This window comes from Yersinia kristensenii, from assembly GCF_900460525.1.
Lineage (GTDB): Bacteria > Pseudomonadota > Gammaproteobacteria > Enterobacterales > Enterobacteriaceae > Yersinia > Yersinia kristensenii.
The window spans coordinates 1,513,450-1,536,952 of the sequence record NZ_UHIY01000001.1 but is presented as its reverse complement, the minus strand read 5'-3'; the positions used below and the strand labels follow the sequence as shown (position 1 = coordinate 1,536,952).

Below are 23,503 nucleotides of genomic sequence, written 5' to 3'. Positions count from 1 at the left end.
ATTGAGCTAATGGACAATTTGCGGCATAAACAGAGTTCCGTATACAGACAGGCGTGGAAATACCGGATGAAATTTCTCGGGAAAGTGCTGCTAACGTTATTACTGCTATTAGTACTGTCTATAGTGCTGTGCTATGTATTGCTTCAGACTAGCTGGGCTGCTGGTTGGTTAAGCCGTTGGGTCAGTGATAACAGCGAATATCGCCTTTCTCTGGGGAAAATAGACCACTCATGGTCACAACCTGGGCAAGTCAGCTTGACTGATATCACGCTCGGGCGGGCCAATCAGCCTGCGTTTCTTATTGCCCAGCAGGCCGTATTGGGTCTGAGCTGGCAGCAACTGACCGAGCCTCGCCATCTTCTCAGCCTTAATTTGCAAAATGGTAGTTTAACTCTCAATAACAGCACATCACCGCTACCCTTGCAGGCTGATACTTTAAGGCTGACCAATATGGCGCTCAATACCACTATTGAGCCGCAAAATCAGGCAGGTCAGTGGACAGTGGCTGGGCAACAAGTTAATGGCGGCCTGATCCCTTGGCAACCAATGCCCGGTAATAGTCTGGGTGAAAATGCCCAATTTCAGTTCAGCGCGGGTTCTTTGAGCATCAATGGCATCACAGCTGAAAAACTGTATTTGCAAGGCTCAATACAGAAAAACACACTTACTTTGAATAACTTCGGGGCTGATATCGCGCAAGGGGAGCTGACTGGCAATGCCAGTCAATCCGCTGATGGAAGTTGGCTGGTCGGAAGCTTACGCTTGAGTAATATTCGTCTACAAACCTCGGCAGCATTAGAAGATGTCTGGAATACATTTTTACAACTTCCGCCCATTACGCTGAAACGCTTTGATTTAATTGATGCGCGGGTTGAAGGGAAAAATTGGGCGTTTAATGACTTAGATCTCACCCTTAAAAACATCACGTTTAAGCAAGGTGACTGGCAAAGTGATGATGGGGAATTATCCCTTAATGCCGGTGACATTATTAAAGGTAATATTCATCTGATTGACCCTATCGCGACATTAGCATTATCACCAGCAGGGATAGCAATTAATCAGTTCTCCACTCGTTGGCAAGATGGTCTATTAAGAACCCAGGGGAACTGGGCGCGGGATACCCACCGCCTACAACTCGATGAGCTGACACTGGTGGCTCTGGTTTATACCCTTCCCACTGACTGGAAGCAGCAATGGCAACAAACACTGCCAAACTGGTTGTCTGAGGTCTATATCAGCAAGTTAAGTGCTAACCGTAACTTGTTGATTGATATCAGCCCAGATTTCCCGTTCCAAATTACGTCACTGGATGCCGCGGGGACTCATTTACTGCTCGCCAAAAATCATCAATGGGGAGTATGGTCTGGTTCATTGATGTTGAATGCCGGGAATGCGACCTTTAATAAAAACGATGTCCGCCGCCCATCATTAGCTCTGAGCGCTAATGAGCAACAAATTACAGTGAGTGATTTAAGTGCTTTCACTCCAGAAGGATTACTGGAAGCCAACACCACTATGGACCAAACTCCAGCCAGAACTTTCTCCCTCGCACTGACTGGCCGCTCTGTCGACCTTAACATTTTACAAAACTGGGGCTGGCCAACATTACCGTTGCAAGGGTTGGGTAATTTGAAATTACAGATAAAAGGTAATTTGGCAGCAGATAAACCATTGAAACCTACCCTTAATGGCTCTCTGCAAGCCACTGATAGCCACGGGCAGCAAGTTAATCAGGTGATGCAGCACGGCGAGGTACATGGCGTAGCGGGGCAATAAGGGCGGTTAATACTGCCTTGCCAAATTGCCATTGAGTCACAACCGCCGATTACGTTAAATATTTTATGTAATCGGCGCAGTAGACTATTCCTACATAAGCGGGAAAGAACCTGAGTATTCAAAGAAGCTTTGAGGGACATAATTATTTATCTTCTTCTCATAACAATATTCTATGATCTGCTTTTTACTGGTAACTCCAGCCTTGTTATAGATACTTTGGATTATATTGCAGACTGACCTAGGTGATAAATGGAGTTTTTTAGCAATATCTTTACTTGAAAATGAATGTAAAACATAAAACAATATTTCCCACTCTCTTTTAGAAAATGATTCAGATGGAGGCGTAAATATAAGCGAAGTTGGAACTTTTATTTTATTTAAATGCATCAGAATGATATTTGGCACTGGCCTTGCGTGAAAAATAAGCCCCTGAGCTATGCCATGTTCATCTATTAACGGATATTTATCACAAAAATAAGGTTGAAAATAAGACTGCCGTTCAAATGCATGTATTTCGATCGTAGTAGCTCGCTCTTGCGATAATATAGCTTGGCGGTCATGTTCTTGAAATTCAGCTTGAAACTCTGCTGTAGGGGCAGGAAGTTCCCCATCTAACCGCCCTTCCACATTAAATTTATCAGGCAGCCCTAATAACTCACCAAATCTATTATTAGCATATACAAATGTTGATTTACTATCCTTTACCCCCCAAGCTTCTGAGCTATTTTCCCAAAATGGTATTAACATTTTAACTGAATCTAATAACGATTTATCCATCGTTTTATCCTCCTAGACTTTCCTTATTCTTCGAATAATGCTACATCCGCGGTAATCAATAAATCTACTGGGCCATATCTCTTGCGGAGTAATGCCAATAGCGTCGGCGATAATCATTTCCCCCTTTGGCCACGGGCGTGTCAGTGCGTTAGCCAATGTTCCAGGGGAAAGCCCGCTCTCTCGGGATAATGCTGAGAGAGAACCTTTCTTTTTGCGTATAGCGGCCAATATTTCTTGTCTATGCCAATCCTTATTCATCTTAACTCCCCTCTTTAATAAAAATCATAAATATCACTAAAAATGACAATCTGATAATTAAACAATATTATTAATAACACTCTAACCAAGATAGAATGACAATTAAAATCTAAAATAAAATGGTAGCGGCGAGTAATTAAATAACGATTACTACATATCGTCCAGTGTATTATTTACTCTATTTACTCAGAGGTGACATTAAGAAATAATTTAAGAAAGAAACCTGAAATCTTATAGCGCTAGAAATAAAAGAATGACTGCCATTATATTAATAAAAATAAACGGTGTGGAACTAACAACTGAAATATATGTGATGACATTCTGAAAGATTACAACATTAAATAAGTATAAATTCACAATTCACTATTATCACTTATCGCGTTACCCGCTCATCAGCTATTAATGAACGGGTAAGCGATAATTAGTTAACCCCATCACTCCCTGTTTCGACAGGTAGAACCATGTAAGTTCCTGAGAATACAGCGCCAGCATCTTCATCACCAAATAAATTCACGTCTAGCTGCACTCTGGCACGGCGGCCACGAGCTAACCTATCCAGATCCCCACTGAGTGAACTTAGCTCTGCAACCGCTCGTGGTCGCCCGGTGACCGGGGAACTGTAGCGAATATGAGCATCAGCAAGAATAATTGTGCCGCCCAAATGACGTTCACGCAGTAATAACCAAATCAACCCCCAGCCCGTTAACGTCGCTAACGAGAAAAGACTACCAGCAAATAAAGTATGATGAGGGTTCTGATTACCCGCCTCTGGCATTGTGGTCACAAACCGCTGGCCCGTATATTGACTGATGCGCACACCCATTTTTTCGCTGAGTGGGATATGGTCGTACCAAGCCTGCTGTAACTGGCCACACCAATCAGGGCGATGCAAGATATCATCCATGGTCACCACCGGCTTAATCATTAAGAAGTGGCGAACAGGTGTAGTCTGCGGAGCCGTTATCTCCCCCTGGCTGACAAAACCTAACTTAGCGAAGAAATCGACCGCATCTTCACGAGCACTACACACTACCCGCTTGACCCCTTCCTGGCGCGCCACTGACTCCAACGTCATTGCGACTAACGTCCCTAAACCCTTGGCACGAACCGTGGGGTCCACAGCCAGAAATCGAATAGCGGCCTCATTATCAGCATTTATATATAAACGGCCAATAGCGACAGGCTTTCCCTGTTCATCCACCACCATTTGGTGATGGGCCATCGCGTCATAAGCATCTTTTTCAGAGCCGATCGGTTGATGCAGCGGCTTGCGTAACATTTCCCAACGGAATTGATAATAATCTTTAAGTTCTTGTTCTGTTGTGGGCACACGCAAGTGATACATAGGAGCATTCTCTCTTTAAAATTATCAATAAAATAACCTTCAATCTTGGGCGATATCCCTGTCTCTATACTTGCAACCAGAAAGTCACTGGGCCATCGTTGACGAGGCTAACTTTCATATCCGCTGCAAATCTTCCCGTTTCAGTTTTTACACCACGCTCGCTACACTGGGCAACAAAATACTCATAAAGCCGCGCAGCTTCTGTGGGAACTGCACCACGTGAAAAGCTCGGTCTCATACCTTTTTGCGTATCAGCCACTAACGTAAATTGTGAAACCACCAGCACACTGCCCCCAGTTTGCTGGACATTCAGGTTCATTTTGTCGTTCTCATCACCAAAAACCCGGTAACCCAGAACCTTTTCACATAAGCGCTGCGCTTTTTGCTCGGTATCATCTTGCTCGACACCGAGTAATACCAACAAACCAGGGCCAATTTCACCCACAACCTTACCATCAACCACGACATTGGCGCTGAGCGCCCGTTGAATCAACGCAATCATAATGCCTTACATCTCCTGACTCTGGCTTTCCTCAATATTCGCTTTATCTCGCTGAGCACGATATTCCCCCAAGGTGACGGTTATTTCCGCCCCCAGCAACACAATGCACCAACTCCAGTAAACCCAGAGGAATAAGATAGGGATAACGGCCAGCACCCCGTAAATCAGCTGATAAGACGGAAACAGGGTGATGTACATTGTGAACCCTTTCTTACCTAACTCGAAAAGTAATGCGGCAATCAGCGCGCCAATAACAGCATCTCGGGCCGGTACCCGAACCGTTGGCACCACACTGTACAATAACCAAAACGAAACCCAAGAAATCAGTAACGGAAATAACCGCAGTGTTTCGTCGATCATGCTGTCTACCTGGGCATTTGCCAGCCATTGCAATGACAGCAGATACGAGCTGATCACCATACTGGCCCCGACGAGAATCGGCCCTAACGTCAGCACCATCCAATAAACAGCAAATGAAAATACCAATGACCGGTGAACTTTACTGCGCCAGATAATGTTGAGCACACTGTCGACAGAGTAAATCAGCAGTAGCGCGGTCACAATCAAGCCGCAAGTGCCCACGACTGTCATGCGATTTGAGTTCGCCACAAATTGCTCAAGATAATTTTGAATGATGTCGCCAGTGGCAGGCATAAAATTAGCGAATATGAAGGCTTTCAATTTTATGCTGATATCAGCAAACATCGGAAAAGCCGCAAACAGGGCAAAAATCACAGTTATCAAGGGCACCAGAGACAGCAATGATACATAGGCCAAATGCCCAGCCAGCATTGTTAAGCCGTCTTTATCAATTCGGGTGTAAAGCATTCGCCCGAACGTAATACTGGGTTTTAAAGATGCAGATAAGCGAAAACGTAGAAAACTCGCCATATTTATCTCTCAGTCAACACAGTTAAGCTCGGTGATGGGCCAGCTTAAGGCTAACCCACTAATGGCTCGAGTAAGAACTTATCAGGAAAAATAAGCAGGAATAACCTTTCGGTCAGTGACATGAATACCGGTAATGCCCTCGATTCTAGCCGCAACAATATTCGCCTCAACATCATCAAAAAACACAGCTTGTTCCGCGGGGATATTTTCCGCGCTCAATACATGTTGATAAATTCTGGCTTCAGGTTTGCGCATTCCCAAATCTTGGGACAAATACAGATGATCAGCAGCAGCGGCAACTTCAGGGTAGTGCTGTGGCCAGTAATTGCAATGCAGGCGATTAGTATTAGATAACACCACTACCCGGTGCCCTTCGGCCCGTAACTTTTGCATGATCGCAATAACTTCAGGGCGTAAAGCCACAAATACCGCCTGCCAACCTTCAGCAAACTGTTCGAAACTCAACGATAGCCCCATCTCGTCACTCAGCTGGCGGGCAAAATCCTCATCGCTGATTTCACCGCGCTCATGCTGCTGGAAGACATCTCCCATCGTAAAGCGCTCACTCAGTGTCGCCAACGGGACACTGCTTAATTTACTCCATACGCCCAACACACGTTTGAAGTCGATATCAACAATCACATTCCCTAGATCAAAGATATACAGCATGGCGCTCTCCCAATTAGATGGTGGGTTTTACTGTAACGGGAAAAAAGAAAACTGAATAGAGAGAGGGACAAAAAGGAGGGGTCAGTCAGGAAAAATAATATTTTTATAACAATGGCAAAAAAATAGGATGTATCCTCAAAAACCTTGGAGTTGCAACAAGGCAGCAAGTGAACTTATCCCGATGAGCTTACTCAGGTAAGTGATTCGGGTTAGTGAGCGAAGCTAACACAGTTGCAGCTTCAAGGACGAAAGGGATAGAACTCAGGGCGCTGCTAGCGCCCTAAGTATCAGTAGAACCAAGAAGAATTAACCTTCTTTAGGACCACGACCTGCACGCTTACGATCGTTTTCCGTCAAATGGCGCTTACGGATACGGATCGATTGCGGGGTAACTTCAACCAATTCATCGTCATCAATGAATTCCAGAGCCTGTTCCAGAGTTTTCTTCAGGAAAGGAACCAGAGTGGTTGCTTCGTCAGTACCCGATGCACGCATGTTGGTCAGCTGCTTACCAGTCAAACAGTTTACAGTCAGGTCATTAGAACGTGAGTGAATACCGATGATTTGGCCTTCATACACTTCTGTACCGTGACCGATGAACAGTTTGCCGCGGTCTTGCAGTTTGAACAATGCAAACGCAACAGCTTTACCCTGACCGTTAGAAATCAGCACGCCGTTTTGACGTTGGCCGATCTCGCCTGGACGCACATCATCATAATGACTGAATGTGGAGTACAGCAGACCAGTACCTGAAGTCATGGTCATGAATTCAGTACGGAAGCCAATCAGGCCACGGCTTGGGATCATATAATCCAGACGAATACGACCTTTGCCGTCCGGAACCATGTCCTTCACATCGCCTTTACGTTCACCCATGGCTTGCATGACTGAACCCTGGTGCTGTTCTTCGATATCCAAAGTTACGCTTTCAAATGGTTCTTGATTGCGGCCGTCGATAACACGGTTGATTACTTTAGGACGAGATACAGCCAGCTCGAAACCTTCGCGACGCATGTTTTCGATCAGAACCGACAGGTGAAGCTCACCACGGCCAGATACGCGGAACGCATCAGAATCTTCAGTTTCTTCAACACGCAATGCTACGTTATGAATCAGCTCTTTGTTCAGACGGTCAAGAATTTGACGTGAAGTCACATACTTACCTTCTTTACCACAGAACGGAGAGGTGTTAACGCAGAAATACATGGTAACGGTGGGTTCATCAACAGACAGTGCTGGCAATGCTTCAACAGCATTAACGTCACAGATAGTGTCGGAGATGTTCAACTCACCCAGACCGGTGATAGCCACGATGTCGCCAGCTTCAGCTTCGGTAGCTTCGATACGCTCCAGACCCATGTGAGTCAGAACTTTACCGACTTTACCGTTACGCGTCTTACCTTCACTATCAATGATAGTGACTTGCTGGTTTGGCTTAACTTTACCGCGTTTGATACGACCGATGCCGATAACACCAACATAGTTGTTGTAATCCAGCTGAGAGATCTGCATCTGGAACGGAGCTTCAAGCTCAACTTGTGGTGCAGATACATGGTCAACGATAGCTTGATACAACGGAGTCATGTCTGCCGCCATATCATTGTGGTCTTCACCCGCAATACCCATCAATGCTGATGCATAAATGATAGGGAAGTCCAGTTGTTCGTCAGTTGCATCCAGGTTGACGAACAGGTCAAACACCTGATCCACAACCCAGTCAGGACGTGCGCCCGGACGGTCAACTTTGTTGATTACCACGATTGGTTTCAGACCGTTAGCAAAAGCTTTTTTGGTCACGAAACGGGTCTGCGGCATCGGGCCATCCATTGCGTCGACGACCAGCAGCACAGAGTCAACCATAGACATTACACGCTCAACTTCACCGCCGAAATCGGCGTGTCCTGGAGTATCCACGATGTTGATGCGGTAGTCTTTCCATTTAATGGCAGTATTTTTCGCGAGGATAGTTATCCCACGCTCTTTCTCCAAATCGTTGGAGTCCATTACACGTTCAGTTGCTTCAGTACGTTCACCGAAAGTACCAGATTGTTGTAGCAACTTATCAACCAGGGTAGTTTTCCCATGGTCAACGTGCGCAATAATGGCGATGTTACGCAGATTCTCGATCACAGCTTTTTTGCCTCAGGCATTTAGAAATAGCGCGCTATTGTACACGTATTAGGCGAGGGACTAAACAAGATCACAAACTTCTCTTATAAACAACCTAACGGCGGTGTGTTTGTGATCCCTTTCACGGTGCAAAAATAGCCTCTCGGCCCACTCTTGCACCAATACGGTGCCCAACGGCGCAAATGAAGCATCAAAATAGTGCAATATAACTATCCTGGTGCATACTGAATATCAGCAGACCCCTATGATATGGCATAAACGGGGGGTTTGGAAAGTTGGCATAGATTTCGCAATGCATTCTAGCATGAATAACTGAACACCATATACCCAAGGGTGTTGTAAACCTCAGTACACACGGTAATCGTTCCACGACGACGACTATGACAAATCCAGGAGATATAAGTATGTCCGCTGAACATGTTTTGACGATGCTGAATGAGCACGAAGTGAAATTTGTTGATTTGCGCTTCACCGATACTAAAGGGAAAGAACAGCACATCACTATTCCAGCTCATCAGGTCAACGCTGACTTCTTCGAAGAAGGCAAAATGTTTGATGGCTCCTCGATTGGTGGCTGGAAAGGCATTAACGAATCCGACATGGTACTGATGCCAGATGCCAGCACCGCTGTTATGGACCCGTTCTTCGAAGATTCCACACTGATTATCCGTTGTGACATTCTCGAGCCAGGCACCCTGCAAGGTTATGACCGCGACCCGCGCTCTATCTCCAAACGCGCAGAAGAATTCCTAAAATCTTCTGGTATCGCAGATACCGTGTTGTTTGGGCCTGAGCCAGAATTCTTCCTGTTCGACGACGTTCGTTTTGGTAGCAGCATCCGTGGTTCCCACGTCGCTATCGACGATATCGAAGGCGCATGGAACTCCAGCACCAAATACGAAGGCGGCAACAAAGGCCACCGTCCAGCAGTAAAAGGCGGTTACTTCCCTGTTCCTCCGGTCGATTCTTCACAGGATTTGCGTTCTACCATGTGTTTAACCATGGAAGAAATGGGTCTTGTTGTTGAAGCGCACCACCATGAAGTGGCAACAGCCGGTCAGAACGAAGTGGCGACTCGCTTCAATACCATGACCAAGAAAGCTGACGAAATTCAGATTTACAAATATGTGGTGCACAACGTGGCACATGCGTTTGGTAAAACAGCGACTTTCATGCCAAAACCTATGTTCGGTGATAATGGTTCAGGCATGCACTGCCATATGTCTTTGTCTAAGAACGGCACTAACTTGTTCGCCGGTGACAAATATGCTGGCCTGTCTGAAATGGCGCTGTTCTATATCGGCGGTATCATCAAGCACGCAAAAGCTATTAACGCCTTGGCTAACCCAACGACTAACTCTTACAAACGCTTGGTCCCTGGCTACGAAGCACCGGTCATGCTGGCATACTCTGCCCGTAACCGTTCAGCGTCTATCCGTATCCCTGTCGTTGCCAGTCCGAAAGCGCGTCGTATTGAAGCACGCTTCCCAGACCCAGCAGCTAACCCGTACCTGTGCTTCGCAGCACTGCTGATGGCTGGCCTTGATGGCATCATCAACAAAATTCACCCTGGTGATGCGATGGATAAAAACCTGTATGACTTGCCACCGGAAGAAGAAGCTGAAATTCCAAAAGTTGCAGGTTCACTGGACGAAGCAATGGCTGCACTGAACGAAGACCGCGAGTTCCTGACCCGTGGTGGCGTGTTCACTGACGATGCTATCGATGCTTACATCGAGCTGCGTAAAGAAGAAATGGACCGCGTTCGTATGACCCCGCATCCAGTTGAATTCGAACTGTACTACAGCGTTTAATTGTTTTTAGTTTTTTGTTGCCGTGGAAACTTTTGGCCCATTTCATAATGGGCTTTTTTCTCCACTTTTCGTTTCTTACCTCTGGCTCAGTGGTGACTGAACTAGAATAAAATACAACCCAAAATAATTCGAGTTGCAAGAAGGCGGCAAGCGAGAGAATCCTGATGAGCTTACATTAGTAAGTGATTCGGGTGATTGAACGCAGCCAACGCATATGCGGCTTGAAGTATGACGGGTTAGGAGTCTGCGTAATGGCAACAGGCACGCTGCCCGATGCTGGGCAGATCCTTAATTCTCTCATTAATAGTATTCTGCTATTAGATGATGATTTGGCTATCCATTATGCCAATCCCGCCGCCCAGCAACTGCTGGCGCAAAGCTCCCGTAAACTTTTTGGTACACCTTTACCCGATTTATTAGGTTATTTTTCCCTCAATATCGATTTGATGCGGGAAAGTCTCCATACGGGGCAAGGTTTTACCGATAATGAAGTGACATTAGTGGTTGATGGCCGTGCGCATATTTTATCGCTGACCGCACAGTCATTACCGGAAGGTTTTATATTGCTGGAAATGGCACCGATGGATAACCAACGTCGGCTGAGCCAAGAACAGCTACAGCATGCGCAACAAATCGCTGCCCGTGATTTGGTTCGTGGGTTGGCACACGAGATTAAAAACCCGCTGGGTGGCTTACGCGGTGCGGCACAATTATTATCAAAAGCCCTGCCCGATCCGGCGTTGCTGGAATATACCAAAGTCATCATTGAGCAAGCAGACCGCTTACGCAATTTGGTTGACCGCTTATTAGGCCCTCAACGGCCCGGTCAACATGTAACACAAAGCATTCATCAGGTTGCTGAACGGGTTTGCCAACTTGTCTCTCTGGAAAAGCCGGATAACGTGATGTTAATCCGTGACTATGACCCCAGTTTGCCGGAGTTGGCGCATGATCCCGACCAAATTGAACAAGTGCTACTGAATATCACCCGCAATGCATTACAAGCTTTAGGTGAAGCTGGCGGCACCATTACACTGCGCACTCGCACCGCATTTCAGATAACACTGCATGGTGTGCGCTACCGTTTGGCCGCGCGAATTGATATTGAAGATGATGGCCCTGGAGTACCAACGCAATTACAAGATACCGTCTTCTACCCGATGGTCAGTGGTCGCGAGGGAGGAACGGGTCTTGGCCTATCAATTGCCCGCAGTCTAATTGACCAACATTCGGGTAAAATTGAATTTAACAGTTGGCCGGGACACACCGAATTTTCGGTTTACCTGCCTATTCGCCAGTGAGGTTTCTATGCAACGAGGGATAGTCTGGATCGTCGATGACGATAGCTCCATCCGCTGGGTGCTTGAACGCGCACTGACTGGAGCGGGTCTGAACTGTGTAACATTTGATTCCGGTAATCAGGTGTTGGATGCATTGGCAACACAAACTCCGGATGTGTTGTTATCGGATATTCGTATGCCCGGTATGGATGGATTGGCACTGCTGAAACAGATTAAACAGCGCCACCCGATGCTCCCGGTCATCATAATGACGGCACATTCTGATTTAGATGCGGCAGTCAGCGCCTATCAGCAAGGGGCCTTTGATTACCTGCCCAAACCCTTTGATATTGATGAGGCTGTCGCGCTGGTTGAACGGGCGATTAGCCATTATCAAGAACAGCAACAACCGCCCCGTAGCCAGCCTGCAAGTGGCCCAACCGCCGATATCATTGGTGAAGCACCGGCGATGCAGGACGTTTTCCGCATCATTGGGCGGTTATCTCGCTCCTCTATCAGCGTGCTGATTAACGGCGAATCGGGTACGGGCAAAGAGTTAGTGGCCCATGCACTACATCGCCATAGTCCACGGGCTAAAGCACCTTTCATCGCGCTGAATATGGCGGCGATTCCGAAAGACTTAATTGAGTCCGAGCTGTTCGGCCACGAAAAAGGGGCCTTTACCGGTGCCAATCAGGTGCGTCAGGGCCGTTTTGAACAAGCCGATGGCGGCACACTGTTTTTAGATGAAATTGGTGATATGCCACTCGATGTGCAAACTCGCCTATTGCGAGTTTTGGCTGATGGCCAGTTTTATCGAGTTGGCGGTTACGCGCCAGTCAAAGTGGATGTTCGCATCATTGCCGCAACCCATCAAAATCTCGAGCTGCGGGTTCAGGAAGGGAAATTCCGTGAGGATTTATTCCATCGTCTGAATGTCATTCGAGTGCATTTACCGCCACTGCGTGAGCGTCGTGAGGATATTCCGCGCCTGGCACGCTACTTCTTGCAAGTGGCCGCTAAAGAGTTAGGGGTGGAAGCCAAGATTCTGCATCCTGAAACTGAAGTCGCGCTAACTCGCCTCCCCTGGCAGGGTAACGTTCGCCAACTGGAAAATACCTGTCGTTGGCTGACGGTGATGGCGGCTGGGCAAGAAGTACTGGTGCAAGATTTACCTTCCGAGCTGTTTGAAAGCAGTACCCCGGATATTTCTGGTCAACGCACACCGGACAGTTGGGCGACACTGTTGGCACAATGGGCGGATCGCGCATTACGTTCTGGTCATCAGGATTTGTTGTCAGAAGCGCAGCCAGAAATGGAGCGCACATTGTTAACCACGGCACTCCGTCACACTCAAGGGCATAAACAAGAAGCTGCACGCCTGTTGGGCTGGGGCCGCAATACCTTAACGCGTAAGTTGAAAGAGTTGGGAATGGAGTGAATTTTATTTGAAAGTCACCCTCATCACTGAGGGTGACATCATTAGATCACTCGGGAGAACTGTTGCCGACGCGCTTGTTTGCGTAAATAGATATCAAAGCACATACAGATATTTCGAATGAGTAAGCGCCCACGCGGTGTCACACGAATGCCATCATCATCCCGCTCCACCAGCCCGTCTTGTTCAAAGGGGGCCAATAGCTCAAAATCTTCGGCAAAATAATCCGCGAAACGAATACCATAATGCTGTTCAATTGGCTGATAACTGATTTGGAAATTACAAATCAGCGTTTTAATCACGTCACGGCGCAAGCAATCATCTTCAGTCATGGTCAGGCCACGCCACAATGCATTGCCTCGTTGTTCGACAACGGCATAATAAGTCTTCAAATCTTTTTCGTTTTGCGCGTAACTGTCACCTAGCATACTGATGGCAGAAACCCCTAACCCGAGCAAATCACTCTCACCTTGGGTGGTATAACCTTGGAAATTACGATGTAATTTCCCTTCCCGCTGGGCAATCGCTAACTCATCATCTGGCCGGGCGAAGTGATCCATCCCGATAAACTGATAGCCAGATTCGGTTAAAAAACTGATGGTATGCTGCAGAATATCCAGCCGTTGTTCGGCTGTGGGCAAATCAGCATCTTTGATTTTGCGCTGTGCAGCAAACAGGCTTGGCAGATGGGCATAATTGAAAACACTCAGGCGGTCGGGGCTAAGTTCAGCCACCCGCTTGAGGGTAAACGCAAAGCTTTCTGGCGTCTGCTTTGGCAAACCATAAATCAAATCAATGTTGGTTGAGTTAAAACCGAGGGCTTTAGCGCGAGCAATCAGTGCGAAGATAAAGTCTTCATCTTGCTCACGATTAACCAGCCGTTGAACTTCTTTATTGAAATCCTGTACCCCCATGCTCAGGCGGTTAAACCCCTCAGCACGCAGGTGATCGAGCACATCGAGCTCAATTTCACGCGGATCGACTTCAATTGACTGCTCAGCCCCGGGCAGAAAATCAAAGTTTTCACGCAATAGATTCATCAAATGACTGATTTGTGTTTTATTCAGATAAGTGGGTGTCCCACCGCCCCAGTGCATTTGGCTAACCTGACGCCCGGCAAACAACGCGGCGCGCTGGCGGATCTCTTTTTCCAAGACCGCCAGATATTCATCAGCTTTATGCTGCTGGCGCGTCACCAGCTTATTACAGCCACAGAAGTAGCAAAGTTTATGACAAAACGGGATATGCACATACAGCGACAAAGGCCGCTGTGGGTAACGTTTCACCGCCTGCTGAAAAGCAGATTCATGATAATCTTCACTAAATTCAAGGGCTGTAGGGTACGAGGTATAGCGCGGCCCTGAATAATTATATTTTTGAATCAGGGACAGATCCCAAACTATGGCGTTTTCAGACATGTTCATTCCTTCCGATATTTTCGCTTACCGGGCCGATTAGGGGGCAGATGTTTTCGTTGTCTGGCCGCAGTAGCGCTGCGCAACCGCTTTCTTCGTTGCGACAGCCGCCATAGTTTACCCAATAACCACAATAGATAACATGTAAGTAGTAGGGCTATTATTGGGATCACCCACTTCATAGTTTAAAATACGTCTTTTGGGTTACCGCTCTTCAGTAATTTTAGAATGTCTTCCGGCTTTTCTTCTTTCTCTTCTTCTTCGTCGTCGCCCAGTTCAATACCCAGTTGCTCCATCAGGGCATCAATACGGTCCAACGTCAGGTCAACATAAGCCTGGTCTTCTTTGCTCAATACTTCGTCGTTATCGAGTCTATCCAGCAATGTATCCAGACGCTCATCATTTTCCAGCTTAGTCAGCTCTTCTTCCGGCGTCAGACGTGGCTTAGCTTCGACTTTTGCCACTGGCTTAGTGGTTGGCTTAGCTTTTATCTTACTGTCCACCACCAGAGGCACAGGCACTTTGCTGCCAATACGTGGATCTTTCTCTTGAGTCTCGGTTTGGCCTTTCTTATTGCTGCCCTCGACATTGGTTCTCGCACCAGAGCGATTGCCGCTGTGTCTTTTCTGACGTTTACGCTCGCGGGCTTCAATATCAAGCTCTACACGGGTCTTTTTATGACGCTTTGGCGTTGCGGTGCCTTTCGGGGCCGCACGGTCAGCGCGTGGTGCTTTATTGGGTTGTTTCATAACCTGTGCTCTTAAATGAGTATGGGATCGGATTAAGTATATACCCGTCACCTTTCAAGTTGCAGATGCCCTCACTTGCCGCTTTGCTGCATCTTGAAATTTATTCGGTATAGGATTGGGCGGAATCTAGCAGAAAGAAGAGAAAGAAAAAAGGCGGCAGATTAACCTGTCGCCTTTTTTCGCACCTTCTGCGGAAGGATATCCTTACAGCGCATTCCCTGCACTTACATAACGTCCCGGTTTCTCCCTCCTGCAATTCGCTCTCCTTGCCATCCCTCCAACCCTGAAGGCGACTCACCTGGCGCTCCGGCCTGTGTCCCTGATCATCCCTGGCTCACAGTATATCCATTACATTTCTTAAGCATAGGCCACTCTCCCTGAGTGTTTATGCTCCTTGCCAGCACATCCCGCACTGTTCAAAACAAAACCAGTTATTTGTTTTTATTCATAAAATAATGATAAAAAAAATTAACCGCTAATAATTGTAGCCTAGTTTTAATAAAATTTTTCTTAACAATCATTCAATGATAAGCAATTAATTGCCCCTACAATGACCACCCACTCACAAAACTGTTATTTCATCAGAAAAAATAAATAGGGTGCGTCATGAAGCCACTTCAACCCCAAGTCGAAAGGGGATAAAAGATAAACCCCCTTTTTTTGGCCCGATGCAGTTATAATCGCTCCATGTAAGCTATCTCTCACGGAGACGACAAATTTTGACTATCAGAAATTATAACTATCACATGACTCACTTCGTCATCAGTGCTCCGGATATTCGCCATCTGCCACGTGATGAAGGTATTGAGGTGGCATTCGCTGGCCGCTCAAATGCAGGAAAATCAAGCGCTCTCAATACGTTGACCAACCAGAAAAGCCTGGCTCGAACCAGTAAAACACCCGGCCGAACTCAACTGATTAACTTATTTGAAGTGGTTGATGGTATCCGTCTGGTCGACTTGCCGGGGTATGGTTATGCCGAAGTTCCGGAAGAGATGAAACTCAAGTGGCAACGCGCACTGGGCGAATACTTACAGAAGCGTAACTGCCTGAAAGGGTTGGTTGTTTTGATGGATATTCGCCATCCGTTGAAAGATTTAGACCAACAGATGATTACCTGGGCTGTCGCCGTCGGTACCCCAGTGATGTTGTTGCTGACCAAAGCAGATAAACTGGCATCTGGCGCTCGCAAAGCCCAACTGAACATGGTGCGGGAAGCCATCATTCCATTTATGGGTGATATTCAGGTTGAAGCTTTCTCATCATTGAAAAAGATTGGTGTCGATAAATTACGCGAAAAACTGGATACGTGGTTCAGCGAGATCCCGCCGGAAGTGATGATTGACGACGAAGGCGAATAATTGATTGTAAAAGCAGCCCGTAAGGGCTGTTACTTCAGGGGATAATGCCCTGCTCTCGAATCTTCACTGCAAATTTCTCTAATAAAAACCCACCAACAGCCCTTTCCTATCCGTCAATGGCCTGCCTATTTTCTGACAAAGACCCAATAAAAAACGCCCCAGCCAATAAATGACTGGGGCGGCTAATATACAGCCAAATCCGATTACGTGAAGTAAAAGGTCTGAAAGATAGAACATCTTACCTCTGTACCCTACGTCTGTAACTCTACATCATTTTTTCGCAGGGCAAAAGAATTTTTTGTTGTATAGTTACACAAATTGGCACGATTCAGCTTGCATCATCCCCGCATTATCGCCCACAAATGTAGCTTAATTACATAAAATGCTTTATTTATCACCACTTACCCGCATAGGTTGCCTTCATAGATAAATAGTTAGTGCGCTTGATCCCAGTTATCACCCACACCAACATCCACTTTTAATGGCACCGCCAGTTGCATACTCTGTTCCATCAACTCACGAATTTTCTGCTCAGCGCTTTCTAATACACTTTCATGCACCTCAAACACCAATTCATCGTGTACCTGCATGATGACCCGCACCAAAGGCTCAGGTTCTTGCTGTAACCAGGCATCGACTGCAATCATTGCGCGCTTAATAATATCAGCGGCAGTGCCTTGCATCGGCGCATTGATAGCTTCACGTTCAGCTGCCTTACGGCGCGTAGCATTGCGTGAATGAATATCAGGTAGATAGAGACGACGACCATCCAAGGTCGTGACATAACCTTGCTCAGCGGCCTGCTTGCGCGTGCGTTCCATATATTCCAACACACCAGGGTAGCGCTCAAAATAGAGATCCATATAGCGCTGTGCTTCCCCACGAGGAATATTCAGTTGCCGCGCTAAACCAAATGCGCTCATGCCATAAATCAAGCCAAAGTTAATGGCTTTAGCACTACGGCGTTGGTCGTTTGTCACTTTTTCCAATGGCAAACCAAAGACTTCAGCCGCCGTCGCGCGGTGGATATCCTTCCCGGCAGCAAATGCAGTCAACAACCCTTGGTCTTGCGACAAATGGGCCATGATGCGCAACTCAATCTGTGAGTAGTCCGCCGCCATGATGCGGTAACCTTTGGGCGCAATAAAAGCCTGACGTATACGACGCCCTTCTTCATTTCGCACCGGAATGTTTTGCAGGTTAGGATCACGGGAAGATAAACGCCCAGTCGCCGTGACAGCCTGATGATAAGAAGTATGAACTCGCCCAGAAATCGGGTTAATCATCAACGGCAATTTATCGGTATAAGTACTTTTCAGCTTCGCCAAGCCACGATACTCAAGAATCACTTTCGGCAGAGGGTAATCCAGCGCCAACTCAGCCAGCACCTCTTCGTTGGTTGAAGCTGCGCCTCCAGGTGTTTTCTTCAAGATAGGCAATTTTTGTTTTTCATACAAAATGGCCTGTAGCTGCTTAGGTGAGGCGAGATTGAAAGGCTCTTCAGCCAATTCATGAGCTTGTTTTTCCAACTCATCAAGACGAATAGTCAGCTCTTTGGAGTGTGCTGCCAATATATTCTGGTCAATCAATACACCAGTCCGCTCAATACGGGACAATATTGGTAGCAGCGGCATCTCAATTTCTTGGAATACCCGCTTTAGCCCCTCACTTTGTTGTAGTTTAGGCCACAACACTAAATGCAACTGTAAGGTGACATCTGCATCTTCTGCCGCATAAGGCCCAGCTTGCTCTAACGCAATTTGGTTGAAAGTAAGTTGATTTTTGCCTTTGCCGGCAATCTCTTCAAAGGTAATGGTCTTATGATTGAGATAGCGCTCCGCCAAGCTATCCATATCATGTCGGCCAGCAACACTGTCTAAAACATAAGATTCCAGCATAGTATCGAAAGCAATACCACGCAGCTCAATGTCATAACGCGCCAACATGCTTTGGTCAAACTTAAGATTCTGCCCGACTTTCAGGGCCTTTTCATCTTCCAGCAAGGGTTTAAGCTGAGCCAGAACCCAATTTCTATCCAGCTGGGTAGGGGCATCCAGATAATCATGAGCTACAGGCAAATAAGCCGCCTCACCCGGTGCCACGGCAAAAGAAAAACCAATTAAATTACTGCTAAGGGTATCAAGGCCGTCAGTTTCAGTATCAAAAGCAAAAACCTCCGCGTTTTTAAGCCGTTCAATCCAGTCGCTTAAAGACTTCTCATCCAAGATGGTTTGATAATTTTCTTGCGAGAGCACTGCGGTAACTTCAACCGCAGGGGATGATTCTGCTGCCACGAAAACTTTATTGCTGCTCTGCGCTGTTGGCCGGTCTTTTTTACCGTCTAGCCATTTTCCTGCTTCGACATCCGCCAGCCAGCGCTTAAATTCATAGCGGCTGAATAATTGATATAACTGATCATCATCTGGCGCAGTGACTTTCAGCTCATCACAAGTCACATCCAGTTCAACATCCGTTTTAATCGTGGCTAATTTATAGGAGAGATAAGCAACATCTTTATTCTGCTCCAATTTAGCTGACATCGTTTTCGCACCACGGAATGTTAGCGAGGATATTTTATCCAAATTACTGAATAGCGCATCCAACCCACCCAGACCTTGTAATAAAGCCTGTGCAGTTTTCTCACCAACGCCCGGCACTCCGGGAATATTATCTGAGGAATCCCCCATCAGGGCGAGAAAATCAATAATCAGCTCAGGGGGAACGCCATATTTTTCGCACACTTCCTGTGGCCCTAAAATAGCGTTATTCATTGTATTGATGAGAGTGATATTCGGCGTAACTAATTGCGCCATATCTTTATCACCAGTACTAATTAATACAGCATGACCTGCTTTTTCAGCTTCTTGTGCCAAAGTGCCAATAACATCGTCAGCCTCAACGCCAGAGACGACCAATAAAGGTAGCCCCATCGCCTTAACCATTTGGTGAAGTGGCTCAATTTGAGCGCGTAAATCATCCGGCATAGGGGGTCGGTGAGACTTATATTCTGCGAAAAGCTCATCGCGGAATGTTTTACCTTTAGCATCAAAAACGACGGCTACATGGCTTGGACGATATTGCAGCAACAGACTGCGCAACATGTTCAACACGCCATACATCGCGCCCGTTGGCTCACCGCTGCCGTTGGTCAGTGGCGGGAAAGCATGGTAAGCACGATAGAGGTAAGAGGAACCGTCAACGAGGATCAATGGGTTTTCTGCAATCTGGGCCATAGAGTTTCTTCATCTTTATTCAGCAAGGTCTGATGCTAAGAATGCCATAGCTGGCAGCAAGAGACGAATCTTAGCGTCTATTCTTGTGCGAAAGAGAGCATTTTTACATTGTGATCTTAAAGATCTAACTTGTGGATAAGTTTGTGAATAAAAGCATGATCAGGTTATATTTTTCGATCTGTTTTTTTTAGTTTATTATTTTAGGTTATAAAAATCAGTAAGTTATAGTTATTATTTTTTTACTTCACTGTCACGATTTATTTATCTAAATTGTGGATATTAGTTATTCAGTTACCATCATAAGGTCAGTAAATTTTACTTATGGGAAATTTATCGACACCGTTTTTTTATTACACGATGTAAACTCATTTTCTGTTTTTTGCACCCTGAATATGAGCTATAACCTATCATTAAAATAGATGAGTTAACCCAAAAAAACATCAGAATAAATAAGGCCAACACTCAGTCGCATAACTATCACATTAGATAATGGGACATTTTCATAGCAGAGGTAGAAAAACTTGAAGGGTACAAATATTAGGTGAGTGAAAAAGGGGCTAATAAAATTCAGCCCCCTTTTTTATACGATTACTTTTGAGTCAGCAGGAACTTAACAACATCCGCATACTGTTTAACATAGATATCCATTGAGCTGGTATCCATACCATCGTTCTTAATCATATATTTGCCATTAACAAACATTGCTGGCACACCACGTAATTGCAAATCTTCAGCGGCTTTTTGCTGCTGAACAACCAGTGATTTAACCACAAAGCTGTTTAATGCGGCGTCATAGTCTTCACCACTCACTCCTGCTTTGATGAATACATTACGGATGTCACCAGGTGTTTGTACAGTTTGTGTTTTCTGTACACCTTCAAACATCAATGGAGTAACTTTGTCCTCAACACCCAACGCCATAGCGACAGCCCATGCTTGAGTCAGTTCCTTGCCCAATGGGCCGAGGAAATCAACATGGTAACGGGTCATTTTAGTCCCTTCTGGCAATGCTTTTTTGACTGCCTGAGGAACATGATAAACCTCTTCAAACTGGTAGCAGTGCGGGCAATAGAAAGAGAAAAACTCTAAAACTTGAGGCTCACCGGTTAATGGTTTGTTTAACGTTTGATACTGGGTGCCATCAGTAAATTGTGCTGCCGATGCACTGAATGCCATCAGCATGCCAACAAGTGCTAACCATACATTTTTCATACTATAACAATCTCCATTATCTTAGCTTTAGTACATTGGCATCAGCTGCAAAGGGGGTGCCTGCAACAGCTTAACCTGTTCCGTAAATGAAGCAGTCTGTTGTAACCAGAAATCAGACTCCGCCATCCACGGAAAACTTTTAGGAAATGCCGGGTCTTGCCAACGCCTGGCGACCCATGCAAGGTAATAAACCATCCGCATCGCGCGTAACGGTTCAATGAGTGCAAGCTCACGCTGATCAAAATCAGCAAACTCACTATAGGCTTCAAGCAAAATATCCAGTTGGATTAATTGCTCACTACGTTCACCGTGTAACAACATCCAAAGATCCTGAACCGCAGGGCCATTTCGGGCATCATCCAAATCAACAAACATCGGCCCATCACGCCACAAAATATTCCCTGGGTGACAATCGCCATGTAACCGCAATGGCCGCCAATCAGTATGCCAATACTGCTTGATGGTGCTAATCAGCAGGTCAGTTGCCGCCAGAAATCTATCCCGCTGCTTTGCTGGCACTAATTCACTACTGGCCAGTAACTGACGCGGTTCGGTTAGATACTCCTCAATACCTATCGTTGAACGAGCAACAAAAAGAGTGTCACTACCCACCTGATGAATTCGGCCTAAATAACGCCCAACCCATTCTAATTGGTCAAGATTATCTATTTCATACTGCCGCCCGCCAACACTCGGAAAAACAGTAAAGAAAAAGCCACCGTGAGTATGCAAGGTGCGCCCGTTTAGCTGCAATGGGGCTATCACCGGGATTTCCGCTTCAGCCAAATCCAGCGAGAACTGATGCTCCTCTATGATTTGCTCACTGCTCCAGCGCTCAGGACGATAAAACTTCACCACGTACCGTTTACGATCTTCATCCATAAACTGATAAACGCGGTTCTCGTAGCTGTTAAGCGCGGTTAGCCCTGAATCCACCCGTAGTCCTACCCCTTCAAGGGCATCCATAATCAAGTCAGGAGACAAGGTCTGAAAATTAAAAGCAGAGCTGTTCATAACAACATTCAGTCTTTATAAGTGACAGCGGCGTGCTGAGAATAATAAATAGTATCATCAAAGCCCCTATCTCCGCAGACAGGAGTATGACTAATCTTTAATGATGCCACGAGCACGCAATATGGCAGTCTTAAAGTCTTCTTCGTAATCTTTTTTCAGACCAGGAATCACTTCCGTTGATGCTGATCCTCGCATTTTTAGATGATAAATAAGAATATCGTCCGTGAGCTCTGAAAGCCCACCTTCAAAACCGGCCTCATCTGATAGTTTTTGTAAAAACTGCACCAGATTTAAATCGGGCTCTTGCTGCCAGGCTGGATGTAAAAGCTCAATCAGTTCATTAACACGATGACATTTCATAGCAAATTTATCCTATTCAAAAATATGCAGACAAAGTAGCAGGGATATTCACACAGGGAAAGAGAGCCTATTGTCAATAAAAGTAAATCCTGACCCGCCATGCTATTTAAAGATACAATTCGTCTGTCAGTTGAATGTAGCGGAGTGGTAGAAATGCAGCCCAATATTACAGGTGTTATTCTTGCAGGAGGCCGTTCTTCCCGAATGGGGGGGAATGATAAAGGACTTATTCTTCTTCACAATAAGCCGTTGTTTCAACATGTCATTGATAGATTAAAACCTCAGGTTAACGATCTACTTATTAATTCAAATCGTAATCAAGAGATCTACCAACAAAGTGGAATTCCTGTCATTAACGATATCATTACTGGCTTTGTAGGGCCATTGGCGGGTATGCATACAGGATTGAGCTATTCAGCTACGGAATGGGTGGTATTTGCTCCTTGTGACGTTCCAGCGCTTCCAAGCAATTTAGTGTCTCAACTTTGGCAAGGAAAACAGCAAGCACTGGCGGCTTATGTTCACGATGGCGAGCGACCACACCCGACATTAGCGCTAATACATGTTAGCCTGAAATCACTGCTTGCGGAATATTTAGCAAAAGGCGATCGCAAGCTAATGATATTTATGGAGAGTGTTAATGCTCAATCGGTAATATTCAAAGGGCAAGGAGACCAATTCAGTAACCTGAATACCCCCACCGACTGCGATTTATGGGAACAAAGTAAAAGAGGGGAGTTATGAGCCGAAAAATATCGCCACTATTAGGGATTGCCGCATACAGTGGTACAGGAAAAACAACATTACTCAAAAGCCTAATTCCTTTATTACAACAGCGCCAAATCCGAGTGGGTTTGATCAAACATACACATCATAATATGGAAATTGATACGCCAGGTAAGGATAGTTATGAATTACGCAAGGCTGGCGCCAACCAGACGTTAGTTGCCAGTGATTGCCGCTGGGCATTAATGACAGAAACACCGGAACAAAAACCGTTGGATCTGCACTATCTTGCCAGCAGATTAGATACCTCCACTATCGATTTAATCTTGGTTGAAGGTTTTAAACATGAGCCCATCAATAAAATCGCTCTATATAGAGAAGCCGTGGGCAAACCATTCTCAAACTTAATTGATGAATATGTTATCGCTTTAGCAAGTGATAAGCCGATTGCTACTGATGTCGTACAACTGGATATTAATCAACCAGAACAGATTGCAGACTTTATTTGTAGCTGGTTAGAGAAAACCAGAATGACGGAGGAAAGTGCTTAATC

20 protein-coding genes and 1 pseudogene are annotated in these 23,503 nt (G+C 45.9%); 7 read left to right on the top strand and 14 right to left on the bottom strand.

Translation table 11 applies throughout. From position 1 onward, the window contains the following. Positions 1 to 66 precede the first annotated feature (66 nt). Positions 67 to 1,776 carry an AsmA family protein gene (locus DX162_RS07120; protein ID WP_004392055.1) on the top strand — a complete coding sequence of 570 codons (1,710 nt, stop codon included), beginning with the start codon at positions 67 to 69 and terminating at the stop codon, positions 1,774 to 1,776. A 90-nt stretch (positions 1,777 to 1,866) separates the two neighbouring features. Here the strand turns inward: DX162_RS07120 and DX162_RS07115 are convergent, their stop codons facing one another. The 7 genes from DX162_RS07115 to typA form a co-directional block, all read right to left on the bottom strand. Continuing rightward, entirely contained in the window at positions 1,867 to 2,553 is a 687-nt protein-coding gene (locus tag DX162_RS07115) for a helix-turn-helix transcriptional regulator (protein WP_004392054.1), read from the bottom strand. A 12-nt stretch (positions 2,554 to 2,565) separates the two neighbouring features. After that, complete coding sequence (locus DX162_RS07110) at positions 2,566 to 2,811, bottom strand: helix-turn-helix domain-containing protein (protein WP_032820620.1); 246 nt, start codon at positions 2,809 to 2,811, stop codon at positions 2,566 to 2,568. Positions 2,812 to 3,232: 421 nt separating this feature from the next. Next, on the bottom strand, positions 3,233 to 4,156 hold the full coding sequence (gene fabY / locus DX162_RS07105; RefSeq protein WP_004392053.1) for a fatty acid biosynthesis protein FabY: 924 nt from the start codon (positions 4,154 to 4,156) through the stop codon (positions 3,233 to 3,235). A gap of 64 nt (positions 4,157 to 4,220) precedes the next feature. Beyond that, a complete protein-coding gene (gene dtd / locus DX162_RS07100; protein WP_004392052.1) occupies positions 4,221 to 4,658 on the bottom strand; it encodes a D-aminoacyl-tRNA deacylase in 438 nt (145 codons plus the stop codon). A gap of 6 nt (positions 4,659 to 4,664) precedes the next feature. Further along, positions 4,665 to 5,549 (bottom strand): virulence factor BrkB family protein, encoded by an 885-nt coding sequence (locus DX162_RS07095; RefSeq protein ID WP_032820618.1) that lies wholly within the window; start codon positions 5,547 to 5,549, stop codon positions 4,665 to 4,667. Positions 5,550 to 5,630: 81 nt separating this feature from the next. After that, complete coding sequence (gene yihX / locus DX162_RS07090; RefSeq protein ID WP_004392050.1) at positions 5,631 to 6,218, bottom strand: glucose-1-phosphatase; 588 nt, start codon at positions 6,216 to 6,218, stop codon at positions 5,631 to 5,633. A gap of 306 nt (positions 6,219 to 6,524) precedes the next feature. After that, positions 6,525 to 8,348 (bottom strand): ribosome-dependent GTPase TypA, encoded by a 1,824-nt coding sequence (gene typA / locus DX162_RS07085; protein ID WP_004392049.1) that lies wholly within the window; start codon positions 8,346 to 8,348, stop codon positions 6,525 to 6,527. A 404-nt stretch (positions 8,349 to 8,752) separates the two neighbouring features. On the opposite strand from typA, the gene glnA reads away from it, so the two are divergent. From glnA to glnG, 3 genes are all read left to right on the top strand, one after another. Continuing rightward, positions 8,753 to 10,162, top strand: coding sequence for a glutamate--ammonia ligase (glnA, locus tag DX162_RS07080; protein ID WP_004392048.1), 1,410 nt, complete (start codon positions 8,753 to 8,755; stop codon positions 10,160 to 10,162). 251 nt (positions 10,163 to 10,413) lie between these two features. Beyond that, positions 10,414 to 11,463 carry a nitrogen regulation protein NR(II) gene (gene glnL / locus DX162_RS07070; RefSeq protein WP_032820617.1) on the top strand — a complete coding sequence of 350 codons (1,050 nt, stop codon included), beginning with the start codon at positions 10,414 to 10,416 and terminating at the stop codon, positions 11,461 to 11,463. Positions 11,464 to 11,470: 7 nt separating this feature from the next. Beyond that, complete coding sequence (gene glnG / locus DX162_RS07065) at positions 11,471 to 12,883, top strand: nitrogen regulation protein NR(I) (protein ID WP_004392046.1); 1,413 nt, start codon at positions 11,471 to 11,473, stop codon at positions 12,881 to 12,883. A 41-nt stretch (positions 12,884 to 12,924) separates the two neighbouring features. Here glnG and hemN read toward each other — a convergent pair whose 3' ends face one another. After that, positions 12,925 to 14,298 carry an oxygen-independent coproporphyrinogen III oxidase gene (gene hemN, locus DX162_RS07060; RefSeq protein ID WP_032820616.1) on the bottom strand — a complete coding sequence of 458 codons (1,374 nt, stop codon included), beginning with the start codon at positions 14,296 to 14,298 and terminating at the stop codon, positions 12,925 to 12,927. A 182-nt stretch (positions 14,299 to 14,480) separates the two neighbouring features. Continuing rightward, complete coding sequence (gene yihI / locus DX162_RS07050; protein ID WP_004392044.1) at positions 14,481 to 15,044, bottom strand: Der GTPase-activating protein YihI; 564 nt, start codon at positions 15,042 to 15,044, stop codon at positions 14,481 to 14,483. Between the two features lie 719 nt (positions 15,045 to 15,763). Here yihI and yihA point away from each other — a divergent pair. Beyond that, the gene (yihA, locus tag DX162_RS07040) at positions 15,764 to 16,405 is read left to right on the top strand and encodes a ribosome biogenesis GTP-binding protein YihA/YsxC (RefSeq protein ID WP_032820615.1); all 642 of its coding nucleotides are present in this window, start codon (positions 15,764 to 15,766) and stop codon (positions 16,403 to 16,405) included. 192 nt (positions 16,406 to 16,597) lie between these two features. Here the strand turns inward: yihA and spfP are convergent. The 5 genes and pseudogenes from spfP to DX162_RS07020 all read right to left on the bottom strand — a co-directional run. Continuing rightward, positions 16,598 to 16,642: pseudogene (gene spfP, locus DX162_RS23025) on the bottom strand (small protein SpfP); the annotation flags it as partial. Positions 16,643 to 16,839: 197 nt separating this feature from the next. Then, positions 16,840 to 19,638 (bottom strand): DNA polymerase I, encoded by a 2,799-nt coding sequence (gene polA / locus DX162_RS07035; RefSeq protein WP_004392042.1) that lies wholly within the window; start codon positions 19,636 to 19,638, stop codon positions 16,840 to 16,842. A 588-nt stretch (positions 19,639 to 20,226) separates the two neighbouring features. Beyond that, on the bottom strand, positions 20,227 to 20,850 hold the full coding sequence (gene dsbA, locus DX162_RS07030) for a thiol:disulfide interchange protein DsbA (protein WP_032820613.1): 624 nt from the start codon (positions 20,848 to 20,850) through the stop codon (positions 20,227 to 20,229). Between the two features lie 27 nt (positions 20,851 to 20,877). Continuing rightward, the gene (locus DX162_RS07025; protein ID WP_004392039.1) at positions 20,878 to 21,864 is read right to left on the bottom strand and encodes a serine/threonine protein kinase; all 987 of its coding nucleotides are present in this window, start codon (positions 21,862 to 21,864) and stop codon (positions 20,878 to 20,880) included. Between the two features lie 90 nt (positions 21,865 to 21,954). Beyond that, entirely contained in the window at positions 21,955 to 22,224 is a 270-nt protein-coding gene (locus DX162_RS07020) for a YihD family protein (RefSeq protein ID WP_004392038.1), read from the bottom strand. Positions 22,225 to 22,377: 153 nt separating this feature from the next. Between DX162_RS07020 and mobA the strand changes: the two genes are divergently transcribed. Both mobA and mobB read left to right on the top strand, forming a co-directional pair. After that, positions 22,378 to 22,968: a molybdenum cofactor guanylyltransferase MobA gene (gene mobA / locus DX162_RS07015; protein WP_172460427.1), complete on the top strand. Its 591-nt coding sequence runs from the start codon at positions 22,378 to 22,380 to the stop codon at positions 22,966 to 22,968. Continuing rightward, a complete protein-coding gene (gene mobB / locus DX162_RS07010) occupies positions 22,965 to 23,501 on the top strand; it encodes a molybdopterin-guanine dinucleotide biosynthesis protein MobB (protein WP_032820612.1) in 537 nt (178 codons plus the stop codon). The genes mobA and mobB overlap by 4 nt, the downstream gene beginning before the upstream one ends. Positions 23,502 to 23,503: the final 2 nt, after the last annotated feature.

Bases quoted from the DNA above. Each gene is read 5' to 3' on its own strand.
- DX162_RS07120 (WP_004392055.1), top strand. From the start codon at position 67: ATGAAATTTCTCGGGAAAGTGCTGCTAACGTTATTACTGCTATTAGTA.
- DX162_RS07115 (WP_004392054.1), bottom strand. From the start codon at position 2,553: ATGGATAAATCGTTATTAGATTCAGTTAAAATGTTAATACCATTTTGG.
- DX162_RS07110 (WP_032820620.1), bottom strand. From the start codon at position 2,811: ATGAATAAGGATTGGCATAGACAAGAAATATTGGCCGCTATACGCAAA.
- fabY (WP_004392053.1), bottom strand. From the start codon at position 4,156: ATGTATCACTTGCGTGTGCCCACAACAGAACAAGAACTTAAAGATTAT.
- dtd (WP_004392052.1), bottom strand. From the start codon at position 4,658: ATGATTGCGTTGATTCAACGGGCGCTCAGCGCCAATGTCGTGGTTGAT.
- DX162_RS07095 (WP_032820618.1), bottom strand. From the start codon at position 5,549: ATGGCGAGTTTTCTACGTTTTCGCTTATCTGCATCTTTAAAACCCAGT.
- yihX (WP_004392050.1), bottom strand. From the start codon at position 6,218: ATGCTGTATATCTTTGATCTAGGGAATGTGATTGTTGATATCGACTTC.
- glnA (WP_004392048.1), top strand. From the start codon at position 8,753: ATGTCCGCTGAACATGTTTTGACGATGCTGAATGAGCACGAAGTGAAA.
- glnL (WP_032820617.1), top strand. From the start codon at position 10,414: ATGGCAACAGGCACGCTGCCCGATGCTGGGCAGATCCTTAATTCTCTC.
- glnG (WP_004392046.1), top strand. From the start codon at position 11,471: ATGCAACGAGGGATAGTCTGGATCGTCGATGACGATAGCTCCATCCGC.
- hemN (WP_032820616.1), bottom strand. From the start codon at position 14,298: ATGTCTGAAAACGCCATAGTTTGGGATCTGTCCCTGATTCAAAAATAT.
- yihI (WP_004392044.1), bottom strand. From the start codon at position 15,044: ATGAAACAACCCAATAAAGCACCACGCGCTGACCGTGCGGCCCCGAAA.
- polA (WP_004392042.1), bottom strand. From the start codon at position 19,638: ATGGCCCAGATTGCAGAAAACCCATTGATCCTCGTTGACGGTTCCTCT.
- dsbA (WP_032820613.1), bottom strand. From the start codon at position 20,850: ATGAAAAATGTATGGTTAGCACTTGTTGGCATGCTGATGGCATTCAGT.
- DX162_RS07025 (WP_004392039.1), bottom strand. From the start codon at position 21,864: ATGAACAGCTCTGCTTTTAATTTTCAGACCTTGTCTCCTGACTTGATT.
- DX162_RS07020 (WP_004392038.1), bottom strand. From the start codon at position 22,224: ATGAAATGTCATCGTGTTAATGAACTGATTGAGCTTTTACATCCAGCC.
- mobA (WP_172460427.1), top strand. From the start codon at position 22,378: ATGCAGCCCAATATTACAGGTGTTATTCTTGCAGGAGGCCGTTCTTCC.
- mobB (WP_032820612.1), top strand. From the start codon at position 22,965: ATGAGCCGAAAAATATCGCCACTATTAGGGATTGCCGCATACAGTGGT.